Origin of the sequence: Paenibacillus septentrionalis, assembly GCF_042659865.1 — a bacterium.
Classification (GTDB): domain Bacteria; phylum Bacillota; class Bacilli; order Paenibacillales; family Paenibacillaceae; genus Pristimantibacillus; species Pristimantibacillus septentrionalis.
Genome location: NZ_JBHSTE010000005.1, coordinates 139,959 through 155,376 on the forward strand (window position 1 = coordinate 139,959; position 15,418 = coordinate 155,376).

14 protein-coding genes are annotated in these 15,418 nt (G+C 46.2%); 8 read left to right on the forward strand and 6 right to left on the reverse strand.

The features are described from left to right. Window positions 1-51 precede the first annotated feature (51 nt). The 5 genes from ACFP56_RS15520 (at window position 52) to ACFP56_RS15540 (ending at window position 7,127) form a co-directional block, all read left to right on the forward strand. Window positions 52-1,626: a helix-turn-helix domain-containing protein gene (locus ACFP56_RS15520; RefSeq protein WP_379236159.1), complete on the forward strand. Its 1,575-nt coding sequence runs from the start codon at window positions 52-54 to the stop codon at window positions 1,624-1,626. A gap of 262 nt (window positions 1,627-1,888) precedes the next feature. Beyond that, on the forward strand, window positions 1,889-2,857 hold the full coding sequence (locus ACFP56_RS15525; RefSeq protein WP_379236161.1) for a substrate-binding domain-containing protein: 969 nt from the start codon (window positions 1,889-1,891) through the stop codon (window positions 2,855-2,857). Further along, complete coding sequence (locus ACFP56_RS15530) at window positions 2,847-4,283, forward strand: sensor histidine kinase (protein ID WP_379236163.1); 1,437 nt, start codon at window positions 2,847-2,849, stop codon at window positions 4,281-4,283. Before ACFP56_RS15525 ends, ACFP56_RS15530 begins: the two co-directional genes overlap by 11 nt. Window positions 4,284-4,288: 5 nt before the next feature. Beyond that, entirely contained in the window at window positions 4,289-5,623 is a 1,335-nt protein-coding gene (locus ACFP56_RS15535; protein WP_379236165.1) for an AraC family transcriptional regulator, read from the forward strand. A 130-nt stretch (window positions 5,624-5,753) separates the two neighbouring features. After that, entirely contained in the window at window positions 5,754-7,127 is a 1,374-nt protein-coding gene (locus ACFP56_RS15540; RefSeq protein ID WP_379236167.1) for a sugar porter family MFS transporter, read from the forward strand. Between the two features lie 73 nt (window positions 7,128-7,200). Here ACFP56_RS15540 and ACFP56_RS15545 read toward each other — a convergent pair whose 3' ends face one another. From ACFP56_RS15545 to ACFP56_RS15560, 4 genes are read right to left on the reverse strand one after another with little or no spacing between them, the layout of a single operon-like run. Continuing rightward, on the reverse strand, window positions 7,201-8,097 hold the full coding sequence (locus ACFP56_RS15545) for a metal ABC transporter permease (RefSeq protein ID WP_379236169.1): 897 nt from the start codon (window positions 8,095-8,097) through the stop codon (window positions 7,201-7,203). Beyond that, window positions 8,094-9,011: a metal ABC transporter permease gene (locus ACFP56_RS15550; RefSeq protein WP_379236171.1), complete on the reverse strand. Its 918-nt coding sequence runs from the start codon at window positions 9,009-9,011 to the stop codon at window positions 8,094-8,096. The genes ACFP56_RS15545 and ACFP56_RS15550 overlap by 4 nt, the downstream gene beginning before the upstream one ends. A 2-nt stretch (window positions 9,012-9,013) precedes the next feature. Further along, window positions 9,014-9,748 (reverse strand): metal ABC transporter ATP-binding protein, encoded by a 735-nt coding sequence (locus ACFP56_RS15555; RefSeq protein WP_379236173.1) that lies wholly within the window; start codon window positions 9,746-9,748, stop codon window positions 9,014-9,016. Beyond that, window positions 9,748-10,689, reverse strand: coding sequence for a metal ABC transporter solute-binding protein, Zn/Mn family (locus ACFP56_RS15560; RefSeq protein ID WP_379236175.1), 942 nt, complete (start codon window positions 10,687-10,689; stop codon window positions 9,748-9,750). Before ACFP56_RS15560 ends, ACFP56_RS15555 begins: the two co-directional genes overlap by 1 nt. A gap of 383 nt (window positions 10,690-11,072) precedes the next feature. On the opposite strand from ACFP56_RS15560, the gene ACFP56_RS15565 reads away from it, so the two are divergent. Next, window positions 11,073-11,900, forward strand: a complete 828-nt coding sequence (locus tag ACFP56_RS15565) for a helix-turn-helix domain-containing protein (RefSeq protein WP_379236177.1) — start codon at window positions 11,073-11,075, stop codon at window positions 11,898-11,900. Between the two features lie 4 nt (window positions 11,901-11,904). Here the strand turns inward: ACFP56_RS15565 and ACFP56_RS15570 are convergent, their stop codons facing one another. Beyond that, window positions 11,905-12,606, reverse strand: a complete 702-nt coding sequence (locus ACFP56_RS15570) for a sensor histidine kinase (protein WP_379236179.1) — start codon at window positions 12,604-12,606, stop codon at window positions 11,905-11,907. Between the two features lie 247 nt (window positions 12,607-12,853). On the opposite strand from ACFP56_RS15570, the gene ACFP56_RS15575 reads away from it, so the two are divergent. Together ACFP56_RS15575 and ACFP56_RS15580 are read left to right on the forward strand one after the other, a co-directional pair. Then, window positions 12,854-13,165: a YbjQ family protein gene (locus ACFP56_RS15575; protein ID WP_379236181.1), complete on the forward strand. Its 312-nt coding sequence runs from the start codon at window positions 12,854-12,856 to the stop codon at window positions 13,163-13,165. A gap of 23 nt (window positions 13,166-13,188) precedes the next feature. Next, complete coding sequence (locus ACFP56_RS15580) at window positions 13,189-13,590, forward strand: secondary thiamine-phosphate synthase enzyme YjbQ (protein ID WP_379236769.1); 402 nt, start codon at window positions 13,189-13,191, stop codon at window positions 13,588-13,590. A gap of 200 nt (window positions 13,591-13,790) precedes the next feature. Here the strand turns inward: ACFP56_RS15580 and ACFP56_RS15585 are convergent, their stop codons facing one another. After that, window positions 13,791-15,407 (reverse strand): glycoside hydrolase family 9 protein, encoded by a 1,617-nt coding sequence (locus ACFP56_RS15585; RefSeq protein ID WP_379236183.1) that lies wholly within the window; start codon window positions 15,405-15,407, stop codon window positions 13,791-13,793. Between the last annotated feature and the right edge of the window lie 11 nt (window positions 15,408-15,418).

Here is a 15,418-nt window from a genome sequence, read left to right on the forward strand (position 1 = left end):
ATCACATAAAATATACATAAGTCGCTAGTTCACAACGGAGGAGGTCTAGTTATGACGCTATCTATTGGAGAAGCATTGAAACTGTCTCCTTTAGCACACGGACAGCTTGTTGCTGGTGCTGAAGGCTTGCACCGAAGCATATGCGACGTTCATGTGCGATCGCTTCCTGCTTATCATGAGCATGAGCAGGTTAACTACGGTGAGCTCATTGTTCTTCCTTCTACCTCTTTTCAGGACCCAATCGAGCTCGAACACTGTATACACGCATTGGATGAACAACATGCAGCCGCATTGGTTATTGCTGGTCACGGTATTTCCGAGCAACTAATTGAACAATGCAACGTACTGCAGCTTCCACTCATTCTGCTAAACACCGAAGCTCCGCTTGACGTGTTGGAGCATCAATTGCAGCAAACTATTCGATCCCATACGGAAAAGCTCACGATTATCGAAAAGCAACGACAGCTCATCAAGCTTGCCATGCAAACCGAGGAAGCCGCGTTGTTTGATCAATTGGCTTATATATTAAATATGCCCATTGCGGTTTTCAGTCGTAAAAAAGAGCTGCTATTTTCAACGAGCAATTGGTCAACTGCCAAGCTAACAGCTTTTATTCCTGCAAAGCCGCCAGCCGATATGTATGCCAAAAATGAGCAGGGCTGTTTCCTTATCGGATTGATGAACCATCATGAATGCCTAGGGTATGTACTTATTATACATGAGCGAGAATTATTGTATCCTCAGGAAGAGCTGTTATATTTCCAAGCGGCAGATATTGTAACCGTGCACCTTGCACGCTATCTAAACCCTGACTTCACCAAAAAAAGCTATCTCTGGACGCTCGCTTTACAGCAGCATCTTCATAAACAATTAAACTATGAGGGATTCATGACCACAGCTGTAGACGAATTACGTTCCGCATCCTTTATATGTCTCGTTACGAGATCCATACCGCAAGTAGCGATGGTACAAGGGCAGCTGCAGCTGCTTGGTCATGCAATAAGACAGATCAGTGATCGTTATCAGCTGGTATGCACGCATATTGCAGATGATGATCGTTTGACTACTATTATTATGCAGCGTTCCAATCAGGTGGAGCAAGTGAATCTATCTTCTTTTTTAGAAGACGCTGAACAAGCCATCTATGAATTAACGAATAATCAGGAGCATCTGCTGCCCATGCAAGTTGCGATTAGTAAGCCGAAGCAGCGCTTGCAGCAGCTGCAAGTCGCTTATGAAGAATGCCTTCAAGCCCTTGAACTCTGCGAGCAGCTCAAACTTTCAACGCCATTCGTTCAATTCTCTGATCTTGAATTCAATGCCTTGCTTCAGCATATCCCTATCAGCATTCGTACGCAGTTTTGTTCCAATTTACTGCAGCCTTTGCTTGATAAGGATGAACACTATCGAACGGAAATTCTAAAAACACTTGACGCTTACCTTGAACACGAAGCAAGTGTAACAAAAACAGCTAACGCTTTATTCGTCCATCGCAACACGGTGCTATATCGCATCGATAAAGTTAGCGAGCTGCTCGGTCTGGATTTCAAAAAGCTTAGCCACCTCATGCAGCTAAGGTTAGCATTGGTTTTTTACAAGCTGTCTTCCAACCCCCTTCAAGAATAATTTGAGCACACAAATAACGCTTTGCCTATCTTGGGCAAAGCGTTATTTGTGTTGCCAAGTTCTTGAAAAATCCTCCAACCAACTCCATTATTCAATTAGCGCATGACTTTTCCAGAGTCGGACATAGTATGGAAAACGAACTTTTGTCATCTCCCCTCGTTCCATGTATAATCATCATCGTCTGTTTACATGAAACGGCAACGGCATCATTATGATCCTGGAAGAGGAAATTCGAGAAGACATGTTCAAGAGGTGAAGCACGATGTTCAAGCGCATTGTTTCGATACTTTTATCCCTATGTGTGCTTGTTTCCTTACTTTTTTTTATTGCTTCTGCTATTAAAATCGATGCATGGGTCGCAGAGCTCGATCATCGCTCAGAAGCAATCAACCAAAAGCGGATTGTTTTGATCGCACAAGAGCTTAACACTCCTTATTGGAAGCTGTTGGAGCAAGGTGCAAGAGAGCAAGCTGATACATATGACTATTTATTGCAATACGTAGGACCTCTTCGCCATGATCCAGCCCAGCAGCGGCGACTATTGCATAAAGCCTTATCAGCGAAGCCTGACGCCATTATCACGCAAGGATTAATTGGTCAGGAAGAGCTGTTTACCAGCGCGAAGGAATTAGGAATTCCTGTTATTACAATTGACACCGATGCCCCAAGCAGTGAGCGTATTGCTTATATCGGTACAGACAACAAGCTAGCAGGCGAGCAGCTCGCAAGCTTGCTGCTCTCACAGCTGCCACATAACAACACGAATATCGGAGTGATTATGGGCAGCTCAGCCGAAAACCAGACAGAACGTCTAGACTCCTTTCAACGTGCGTTGTCGGAAGCTCCAAGCTTCCATGTCGTGGATGTGCGATTATCGAATATATCACGAGTACAGGCTGCTCAAGCAACGATTGACATGCTGGAGAAAAGGCCCGACATAGACGTTATTGTAGGGCTAAGCGGACTTGACGCTGTAGGAATAGTAGACGGACTTGACGCTCTGAACAATCAGCACGTCAGCGTGTTCGGCTTTGATAATTTACTGCATACAGAAACGCTGATCGCTGAGGGCCGCATGCTTGGCAGCATCGTTCAACAGCCGGTCGAAATCGGGAAACAAGCGATTGATACGCTGCATAGCTACTATGAGAAGGCCCCATTCGCTGAACACATGCATATTGCTACCACTGTGCTGACGGCAAAAGAAGTGGAGGCCGATCATGAGGATTAGAAATTTGCTCTTTCTTGTGATCCCGCTGCTTTTTTTGATAAATAGCGCAATCAGTCTATTATTGCTAAGCAGCAGCCACCAAATAAATGAGAGCTTCGCCAAGCTGAAGGAACGCTTGCTTGTGTACGAGCATATCAACGAACGCGTCCAGCAAAACATTCAATTGGCCGATCAATGGTTGTCTACGCAATCAACAGAGGTTTTCATCGCGATGCAAGAGGGCGCTATTCAGCTAGACACACAGCTCAATCATCTTATCAGCTATGGCCCACCGCTCCAGCATGAAGCCGAGGCATTAAGCTTTTGGGCATTGATTGAGCGTTATATGGAAATTGAAAAGCAATTTATCGAGGTGTCGGTAGAAGAAGCACTGTTATACGCCGCATATGTGGACGAGGCTGAGCTTCTCTCTTCCTATATTGCTGAGGAAAGCTACCGGATGAACAGTCTGGAGCTGGCTAGCTTTGAGCAGCGCTACGAAACGATAATGCAGGAAGCAGCACGATTGAGAGCTTCAGGCATTGCACTGCTTGTTGGCGTGACGCTGCTCTGCTTATGGTTTGCCTACGGCATCTCCAAAACCATATCAGAGCCAATTCGCCAGCTTGTCCATACGGCCGAGCATATTTCTCGAGGCGACTTGGAACGACCCATTGTACAATATCCAAAGCATAGTGATTTTCACGTGCTTGGAGCTGCGTTCCAGCATATGCAAAATAAATTGAAGAACGTTATTGCAACCGAAAGAGAAGCACTTGAAAAGGACAAGCTAATCAAGGAAATGGAGCTTGAAGTACTGAAATCGCAAATCAACCCTCACTTTTTATTTAATTCGTTAAATGTGATGTCCAAGCTCGCTCTAATTGAAGGTGCGGAGCGAACAAGTGATCTAACGGTGGCGATGGCAAATTTGCTTCGATACAACCTTAAGCAGCTTGACACCCCCGTTCCACTGCGAGATGAGGTCAAGCATGCCAACGATTATTTTTATATCCAGCAGGCCCGCTATCGGGATCGCGTACAGTTTCATACTGAAATTGATGAGCAGCAATTAGATACTACCGTCCCGGTACTCACGTTGCAGCCATTGCTGGAGAACATTTTTGTACACGGTATAGAAAGCTTGGAGCAAGACGCAGAAATCACACTGCGCATTGAAGGGGATGACCAGTACACATGGGTTACAATAATCGATAACGGTATTGGCATGAATGAGCAGACTAAAAATCAGCTGCTGCTCTATGAGCAAGGCCCTCTTGCATCAACCGCTATGCCTGAATCCCATCAATCAACAGGACTAGGAACGCGAAATGTATTCCGTCGGTTGCAGCTGCTGTACGGCGAGCAGCACCAGGTTCACATCAATAGCAGCCCGGGCGCAGGTACATCCATTACACTGCGAATACCACGGCACAAGGAGGATTGACAGTCATGTATCGCATCTTAATCGCTGATGATGAAGCGCTCGAACGCGAAGGAATGCGCTGGATCATTTCCAATATGGTTGACGAAAAATTTGAGATTATTGAAGCTGAAAATGGACGGGAAGCCCTTCAGAAAGCAAGCATTCATAAACCTCACATTGTGTTCATGGATATTCGTATGCCTGGCATGGATGGATTGCTCGCCCTACGCAGCATTCGACAGGAGCTTCCAACCGCTCGCTTTGTGCTCGTAACCGCTTATGACTATTTCGACTATGCGCGAGAGGCCATTCGTCTTGGCGCCAAGGATTACATCGTTAAGCCAGCGAAGCGCCAGGAGATTGTCGAGCTTATTGAGCGATTACTGACCAACATCAAGCAAGAGCAGCAGGAGACCAGCGCTCTCAAGGGACGCGAGCAGCAGCTAAGCAAGCTGTTGCCGCTCGTTAAAGCTGAGCTTGCGCTCGGACTCATAGCTGAATCGATAAATGAGCAGGAGCTGTTAAGCATAGCAGAATCGCTGCAGCTACCGCTTGAGCAAGCATGTGCTGTCGTTATTGCCTTTCCAGAAATCAAGCTGGACCGTAAAGAGCTGGAGCAGCATGTCCAGCAGCTGCATGAGAGGCATTCCAACGATCGCACCTTCCTGTTCAGCAGCCCATTAGTAAAGGAGCATATCGTGCTATTCATTTCGGGCAAGGAAGAACTCCAGCCCGAGGAGCTTCTGCATTATGCTAACACGTACAGTGCTTCTATATATTCCAGCTGTAAAAAAGCCATGCCTGACCAACCTGTATTGATAGGAATCGGCAATGTTCATACTGGCATCCATGGGGCACGGCGTTCTTACTATGAAGCGGTATTCGCATCTACAACAGCAACCGAGCAGCATGCCATTAGTCAATTCCAGCATATGGAGTCGATCAACACACAGCCGCTATTGATAAGCAAAGCTGAGCAATACGCTTATGTACAGCAGGCGATTGCACTTATACGACAAGAGCGCGAGGAGCAAGCCTTTTCGATTGTTGATGCAGCTGCCTCCTACATCGAACGCAATTACCAGCGCGAGCTGTCGCTTGAAGAGGTCGCAGAGCAGGTTCACCTCAATCCTTATTATTTCAGTAAGGTGTTCAAGCAGCAGACTGGAGAAACTTTTATTGACTACATTACGCGCATACGAATTGAGCATGCCAAGCAGTGGATGAGCAATAAGGATATGAGCCTGAAGGAAATCTGCTATCTTGTCGGCTATAACGACCCGAACTACTTCAGCCGTGTTTTCAAAAAGGTTACAGGCATCACACCTTCAGAGTATCGCGCCTCAACCGCAACATCGTGAAGACCACACTTAAAAATGTGCTAGAATAACACAAATTAGTGAAGGAATCTCTGTCTCTAAAGCAGCGATCATCATGCTAGAATTACATTCGAACATAGAATCAAGCATGATTTGCTGGAAGGGATGCACGATGACTACAACACAATCACAACAGGCTTCTAGCCTAAAGTTTGTTACACTTGTCTCTATTATTGCCGCTATTGGCGGTTTATTGTTTGGCTTCGACACCGCAGTTGTATCTGGAGCAATAGGTTTTATGGGTGAGAAATTCGATCTGAATGATTTTCAGGTTGGATGGGCCGTTTCCAGTCTAATTGTCGGTTGTATTATCGGTGCTGCTTTTTCTGGCATCCTGAGCGATAAATTCGGTAGAAAGCGCGTGCTAATTACTGCTGCATTATTATTTATCATTAGCTGTATTGGCTCTGCACTACCCGAAAGCTTTAGCACCTACGTTATGTTCCGTATTATCGGAGGCTTGGGAATCGGGATCACGTCTACGCTATGCCCGCTATACAATGCCGAGATTGCACCAACGAAATATCGCGGCCGCCTTGTTGCATTAAATCAACTGGCTACCGTAACAGGTATTTTTCTTGTTTACTTTGTCAATCTGTGGATTTCCAACAGCGGTGATTCAACTTGGCAGGTTGAAAGCGCATGGCGCTGGATGTTTGGGGTCGGTACAATCCCTGGCCTTATCTTCCTTATTGCTTTATTTTTCGTCCCGGAAAGTCCTCGCTGGCTGATGAAGCAGGGTCGCCGTGACGAAGCTTACGCTACACTGAACAGAATCCACGGCGAGCAGCTTGCCAATGAGGAAATCGTGGATATTGAGCAATCGTTCAAGCAGAAAAAAGGAACTTTTTCTGTGTTGTTCAAGAGCCCTGCTTTAAGAGCAGCGCTTACTGTAGCAGTTGTATTGGCCGTGATGCAGCAATTCACAGGCATTAATGCTGTTATGTACTATGCCCCGGAAATTTTCAAAACTGCTGGCGCAGGCACTAATGCAGCATTGATCCAAACCATTGCAATCGGCTTTATCAACTTCGCCTTTACGATCTTGTCCATATGGCTAATCGATCGTGTAGGGCGCAAGCAGCTGCTTATGTATGGTTCTGCTGGTATGGCGATCAGTCTATTTGTAATCTCGATTGCATTTAATATGGAAGAAACCAATAGTGTTGTGCTGTTAATCTTCTTGCTTATGTACGTGGCTTCTTTTGCCATTTCATTAGGACCGGTCGTATGGGTCATCATGTCCGAGCTATTCCCTAACCACGTACGCGGAATTGCAACCGCGATTGGCTCCATGTCGCTGTGGATTGCGGATTATATTATCTCGCAGTTTTTCCCGACATTGCTGTCTTCGATCGGCGCATCGTCCACGTTTATTATATTTGCAATATTATCTGTCTTCACGTTCTTCTTCACCTGGAAAAAGGTTCCGGAAACAAAGGACGTTCCGCTCGAGCAGATCGAAACGCTTTGGGCAAAGGGATAATTGCATACTTCATTACAGGAAAAGGCGCTGGCATACGAATGCCAGCGCCTTTTCCTGCTGTATATGATCGGTATCAGCCTGCTGTCGCGTTAGATTCGTTGCGTGTTGCTTTTCCGATTATGAATTTGCCTAGCAGTCCATAACGCGGCGCCATCAGGAAGCTGATAATAAAGATAATCCCGGTAGACAGCGCCATAGCGCCAGATATGGAGGTATCGAGCCATACCGCCATATAATAACCAAGAAAAGCAGCAATGATGCCGAAGCCGCTGCTAAGCAGAAGCATCATGGATAGCTTATCCGTCCATAAATAAGCTGCTGCTGCAGGTGTTATCAGCATTGCAATGACCAGTATTGCCCCTACAGCGTCAAACGCAGCAACACTCGTAATCGAAACAAGTGACATAAATACATAATGCATCAACCCGACAGGAATTCCAATGCTCGCTGCAAAAACAGGGTCGAAGCTCGTTAGCTTCCATTCCTTATAAAACAGCAGTAGGACAAGCAGAATAACGATTAAAACAAGCACCAGGCTCACTACCGCCTTCGGAACCTCCCCAATAAACGGCAGATCGGTTTTATTCCATGGTATAAAGGTGATTTCACCCATTAACGAATGCTGCACATCCAAGTGCGCATTGCCTGCCTTAGTCGCAATTAAGATCACACCTATCGCAAACAACGTCGTAAAAACAATCCCGATTGATGCCTCCTGCTGCACGCCCAGCTGATGAAACCATTGTACGAGCAAGGCAGTCAGCAAGCCAGCGATAATCGCACCAATGAACATATGAATGCCGCTTAGCTGCAGGGTGATGAGATAAGCAACGACGATGCCAAGCAGCACAGTATGACTGATTGCATCTGCCATCATCGCCATTCGCCTGAGAATGAGCAGAACGCCGACAAGACCACAGCACACTCCGACTAACGAAGCGGTTAACAATATCCATGCTGCATAACTCATCCTCTTCCTCCTTCCACAACTTGCCCTGCTTGCAAACTATTCTCTTTTCTTAATTGCGCACGCTTTCTCTGATATGCGATTACGAGCAGACCTTTGCTTGAGCCCAGTAACAGAGAAACGATAAACATAGCTGCTGCAGTAATGACGATAAACGGACCAGTCGGCCATCCCTTGCCGAACGTACTAAGCAATGTGCCCGACATCCCCGCCCCTCCGCCAAAGCAAGCTGATAGCATAACCATTTTGCCGAACGAATCCGTCCAATACCGCGCACTAACAGCAGGAATAATCATTAGTGCGGCGATAAGAATGACACCTACCGCTTGAATACCAATCACAATAACTAGGACAAGCAGTGCAGTATATAGTCCATTCATCGCATTAACCGATAAGCCGAGTCCGCGGGCAAAGCTTGCATCGAACAGAGCAAGCTTCCATTCCTTGAATAAAACCAGCACGAGCAACAAGACGATTACTGCCAGTACAGTAAGCAATATGACGTCACTGCGCAACATAGAGGCTGCCTGCCCAAATATAAAATGATCAAGACCACTCTGACCACCGCCTGGCATTCGATTGGCATACGTTAGCAGCATAATGCCTAGCCCAAAAAAGACGGACAGCACAATCCCCATAGCGGCATCTTCCTTTACTCTTGAGGAGCTGCGAATCCATTGCACGAGACCCGCTCCAATAAGTGCGCTGATCGCAGCGCCGAGCAGCATAATCGGCAGCTGCTTGCTTCCTGCTGCGATAAAACCAAGCACCACGCCAGGCAGTGCAGCGTGAGAGAGCGTATCACTCATTAGACTTTGCCGTTTCCAGTAAGACAACACACCGACCACCCCTGCCGCCATGCCGAGCAGCAATGTGCTAAGCAGCACCCACTGTGCATTGTATGAAAGCCAGCTCATCTCTACACCCTCTCTCTCATCCAGCGCAACGTACCGCCATACGTGCGATGCAGCTTCTCATCTGTAAACACTTCAGAGGTTGCACCATGTGCGATAACAGTTCGATTAAGCAGCAAAACATGATCGAAGTAGTCCTCTACCGTCTGCAAATCATGATGTACCACCATCACCGTGCGCCCTTTATTTTTCAGCTGCTGCAATGTCTCCATAATAATTCGTTCCGTCGCCGCATCAACACCTGCAAGCGGCTCATCCAAAAAGTAAAGCACAGCATCCTGAACTAATGCTCTTGCTAAAAAGACGCGCTGTTGCTGACCTCCAGACAGCTGGCTGATTTGTCGATCCGCATATTGCTCCATGCCCATTGCACGAAGCGCCTCCATTGCTTGTTCCCGATCCGCTTTGCTCGGTCGCTTTAGCCAGCCAATTTTCCCGTACAGCCCCATTAGAACGACATCAAGCGCATTGGTAGGAAAATCCCAATCTACTGATCCGCGCTGGGGCACGTAGCCAATGCTCGTTTTTGCTCTGCGATAGGGCTGACCTAGAAAGGTGACTTCCCCTGTCGTTTTGGAGTGAAGCTCGAGCATTGTTTTCAGCAAGGTTGATTTTCCAGCTCCATTGGGCCCCACAATTGCAGTCAACGTCCCTGGCATGACCTGAAAGCTGATATTAGACAGCACTTCGGTTTTACGATAAGCTGCACTTACGTTATGAACAACAATCGTTGCATTCATTACTCTTCACCCTTGTCTAATAATGCACTTGATATAGTCTCGACGTTATGAGCATACATACCAAGATAAGTCCCTTCCACCGTGCCTGATGCCCCCATTGCATCAGAGAACAGCTCTCCGCCTAGTGCAACCTCAAGCCCATGTCTCTTGGCACCTTCAATGACTGCATTAATGCTGTCGGGATTGATGCTGCTTTCAATAAATACAGCAGGAACCTGGTATTCAATCAGTAGATCGATCGTGTCCTCAATGTCGCTTAAACCGATCTCATCCTCCGTGCTTAATCCCTGTAAGCCAACTACCTGTAGACCATTGGCAGCACCAAAATATCCAAATGCATCATGTGCAGTTACCAAAATGCGCTGCTCTTCCGGAATCGCCGCAAGCTTCTCGGAGCTCTCTTGCTTAAGCTCTGCCAGCTGAGCAAAATATGCATCCCGGTTTGCGATTAGCTGTTCCTTATGTTCAGGTACCAACTCGATTAATTGATCGACCGCTGCTTCAAGCGCGGCTTGCCATAGATCAATGTCGAACCAAATATGCGGGTCAATTGCACCCGTTTCATCCTTGAGCAAGCGATCCTCTGCCAAGGTTTCTCCAAGCGCTAAGACAGGCTTTGATTTACTCATTTCATCAAAAACAGCAAGCATATTAGCTTCCAAATGAAGACCGTTATAAAAAATAGCATCGCTTCGATCAAGCTTAGAAATATCCCCTGTTGTGGCTTGATAGAGATGCGGGTCTACGCCAGGCCCCATTAAACTCGTCACCTCGATCAGATCTCCACTAATTGTATTCAGCGGCTCCCCAATTTGGGCGATCGTCGCTACCACCTTTAATTTGTCATTGTTTTCAGCTCCGCCAGAGCCATTCGATTGACAACCAGATAAAATAAGTATGCACGCCATAAGCAGCAGTACGCTGCTGCGCAATGTTTTCATCTCCTTCACCCTTTCCTGATTTTGTATTACCCTTAGTATATGTTGAATTTTGTACTAGTGCAACATTTTTTTAGTTGGACAAAAAATATGACTTAGAGCAATAGTTATATTCGTATGCAATAGTTATAGTCCAGTGCAAATATTGGCTCACAAAAAAATCTCGAGTCATCCAATGATGCACCGAGATTTACAATCATTTTATTCGTTAATTGTTCATGAAAAAGACAGTCAAACAAGGTTAATGTGCTGATTTTTCCTTCATTGAACTTCGTACTAATTTGTAAATAGTCCATGTACAATGCGAATCCAATTTGCTAGACTTTTATTGATAATAATTATCAGTATCATTGAGAACGCACCGATTTTATGGAGGTTAGGTGACGATGAATATACCCGCTCATCAACTAGTAGACTATTTTGCAGATGCCCCTCTGCTTTTCGTGGACAGCTATTCTAATTCCATTACGATGGATTCTAACTGGACTCCTTCTTATACCGCTGCGGACAGTTGTTCATTTGTATTAACCTCAGGTGGCAGCGCTGTTGTAACGATTGATGGAGAACTATACAAGCTTGAGCCAGGCTTCATTTTGCATACGCCTTCGAAAAGAAAGTTGAATATCCAGGTGATAACCGCTTGGCAATACACCGTATTGAACTACCGCAATCTGGAATCAAACCATCATCCTTTTTCTTTATCCGAGCAAAGCTTCGTGCTGTATACAGGCAAACAGGCAGACTTGCAGCAGCAGCTAGATGCATTGTTGAATCTGTACCAACAACCTGCACCGATCACCAGAATAAAAGCGAAGGCAAGCTTCTTTCTTGTTCTTCAGCATATGCTGCAGGCGGCACAACAACAAGCCAGAATGAAAAAATCAGAGCTTATGCAGCAAGCAGTCGAATTCATGCATCAGCACTATCATCAGCCCATTTCTGTCACAGAAATTGCTCAGATCATCGGCATTGAAAGAAGGCGCTTTGCCTATTTATTCGAACGCTATACAGGCATGACTCCGAATCACTATATGACAAGCTGTCGCATGAAACGATCTCGGGAGCTGCTAAGAGCTCAACATTACACCGTTGCTCAAGTGGCCGAGCTCGTTGGCTACCATGATAGCTTTTATTTTAGTCGTGTATTCAAGAAGTATAATGGCATGCCTCCTACCGACTATCGCAGACAAGTATCCGCACACTATTCGTTGTAGCAAGCTAGGCTCGATCAAGATGAACCGATAACGTTGAAATCGGAATGTGAAGGATGCAATGAAATCCAGCATATTGCCCGCTTCTTAACTTAATGTCTGCATGAAGACATTCTGCTCGGCTATATATGCCCTTCAACCCGAGCTTAGCGATGGCCGCCAGATCGATCCGTTCCATGCCTACACCGTCATCGCGATATTCTAGCTTGTAATAACCATTATCTTGAGACAGCTTCAGTTCGACTCTTTTGGCGTTGGCATGCTTTTCTGTATTGTGGAGCAATTCTTGTATAATGCGATATACATGCAGTGCTCTTTCTCCGCCAAGCCCTTCCTGTTGCCAGGTGTTAACGTACTCCACCTCAATATTGGTGCGAAGCTGAAGCCGGTCGAGCAAAAATTCGAGCTGGCTTTTCAACTCTCCTTCTGCTAATCTGGGCGCGTACTGCGTCTGACAAAAATCACGCAGTAGATAAATGCTGCTAGCTTGCTGCTCACGAATTCGCATCAATCTTTTTTTCAGCTCAAGCCTCTCTTGCATAATCGGCTCGCCTAATAGGGCGTCGAGCTCACGCATCGCGATAACCTGCTCCTGCAATGCAGTATCATGCAGCTCTCGAGCCAATTTAAGCTTCTCTTGCTCTAGCTGTCGCAAATAATCGGTATTAGCCGACTCATATCCAAGTTTGTTTTTGACGTGCTTTGTCATCTTTCCACTCTCCGATCATCCATCATTTCGACCCAGCTATAGTGTCGTTCCGTACATTTATACTGTCATAAGCATGCTTATCTCATGATTTATGTCCTATATGTATGCTTGTCCACTCCGTTCTATACCTCTATACAATCATGCCATTGTTTTTTGGTATATTTGGTTGCCTATGCTATATTAATGTAAGATCAGGTTGCACTTTCATTCATACATCAACCATTATTGTGATAAAGGAGGAGTCAAGATGATTATTACTACAACATCCATCATTGAGGGATATCCCGTTAAGCAATATCTCGGCGTAGCTACTGGCGAGGTCATAATGGGGGCTAACGTTGTTCGAGATTTTTTAGCTTCTATTACTGATATTGTAGGAGGTCGTTCCGGCGCCTATGAAAGCAAGCTTCAAGAAGCACGAGATGCTGCTATGGCGGAAATGCAAGCTAAGGCTGAGCGAGTAGGTGCGAATGCAATCATTGGAGTAGATATTGACTATGAAGTTATTCGCGAAGGTATGCTAATGGTTGCCGTTAGCGGAACCGCTGTTCGTATCTAGGAACGGAGCATTCATTTATGGCGATGATCCACACGTTAACCATTTCAACCCAAAAGCACGATGCAATGATCGACATTACCAGCCAAGTGAAGCAATATGTGCGTTCAACAGGCGTAACAGAAGGACAAGTACTTATCTATTGTCCTCATACCACAGCAGGAATTGCAATCAATGAAAACGCGGACCCTGATGTTGTGACAGATGTGCTGCGCAGACTGGATGAGATATATCCGTGGCATCATAAGCTTGACCTGCATGCAGAAGGCAACACCGCCGCCCATCTTAAAGCGATTACAACAGGTTCAAGCGCTACTGTAATCCTTCACCAAGGCGAGCTCGTTCTAGGTGTATGGCAAGGGATCTACTTCTGCGAATTTGATGGACCACGTACTAGAAAAGCCATCATAAAAGTGATGCCTGACTAATAGCATAATGTCCGCTTCAATTAGCATAGCATACATAATCAGTTGCTAACGGATATGTCATATGATGTCGATTTATAGTCCCAGAAGTTTATTTTCACTATCTTTTTATACAGTAAATGTTCAACACAGCCGCGATTCACTTCATATCGTGATTCGCGGCTGTGCTGGTTAATACATCAATTGTGTTCTGGTTCGTGATCCTATTTATGCACAAAATGAGAAAGTACAAATAAGGCAGGCGAGTTCCAATAGATTGTCACTTCATTAGTAGCGTAGCTATCCTCATGATCGGCATAGCATGCTGCAGGAGCCTTGCCCTGCAAGTGCTTGGCCGCATATTCATCCTGCAAATTTTTGTTAGGTCCACCCGACACCATTCCCGGGACAGGCGCTTCAATGCCATCGCCTACCGATGGACGGTGATGCGGATAAGCCATTGCAGTATGACCATACCCGCTTATGTAGCTGATCTCATTCACATTCATACCAAGCAAGTAGTGAACATGCGCAGCTGCAATTCCTTCATAGCGATGATGCCCTTCTATATGCTGTGTCAGCAGCAGAAGCATGGCATGATTCATCACGTCCATATTGCTGCCCCAGCGATAGTCCTCTGGTAGTAGCGATATACCGTAACCGTCCTTCTCACTCACTTGAGCAAGCTCTGCCGCCCGCTGCGACAACGCCTTCTTCAACACGCCAACGATTGCTTCATCACGTTCATGTTCGCACAGCAAATATGAGATCGTACCATAACCGCCCATATCACTCCAGCCTAGTGCTGTAAGATTAAAACCCAAAGCTTTTACACTTTGCAGCAACACCTGATGGTATTCTGCTTCTCCTGTCGCACGATACAGCTCTGCCGCAGCCCAGTAGCGCTCATCCCAATCGTTTTCATCTCCATACTCACCTGTCCCAACATCCACTGGATTTTTGAAACCAGGCGTTTGAGGATTCGCTTCAAGCCACTTCCACGCTTGCTTCGCCGCATCAAGACAGCGTTCGGCATATGGTTGATCCAGCCTGCGATACACTCTTGCTGCCATTGCCATCGTTGCAGCAAAGCTTGCTGTTGCACACGCCGAAATTGGCAGCGCATACAATTCTGCTGTATCTTCTTCAGGCATTGTATCAAGCGGCGGGAACTGCAATGTTGTCAGCTTGTGGTAGACGCCGCCTGTGTCTTGATCCTGCATCTTCAGCATCCAATCCAGCTCGACCTTGACTTCATGCAGCACATCCACCATCCGCTCATCGCTTTCCGGCAACGGAACCTTGCGATCAAACGCATGTGGATAGAGCTCATAGGCAAGCAGCATATCCGCTACAGCTTTGCCAGCAGCAACGATATACTTCCCATAATCTCCGGCATCATGCCATCCGCCTGTACCATCGATCGTCTTGTCTGGCTGATCATATACAATAACAGGAGATGTATGACAAGCCCCATGCTTCCAAGGTCCTGCATATTCAGAAGTAAGCTCTACGCCACAGCGTAAATAATAAAAGGCTTTCAGCACGGCAACCTGAACATCATCATATACACGGCCATCAATTGTGAAGGTCCATGAACGATCTCCATTGCCTTCAATTCGGTATTGTCCTACCTCTTTTAGACTTGTGAAGTCAAGCTGGGATACCTTTGCACCACTCGCCTGATCGGCTTGCAGAGCTGACGTCTCGCCTTCCCATGCAACCTCGCCTGTTTGCTCGTTTACGATGCGATATACGCCTGTCTGCTCTTGAATAACGGCAAGCTTACGATCCTGTGGACGGTACCCCAATTGATTCATTGCAATATGCTGCTTCGTCATGCATAAACCTC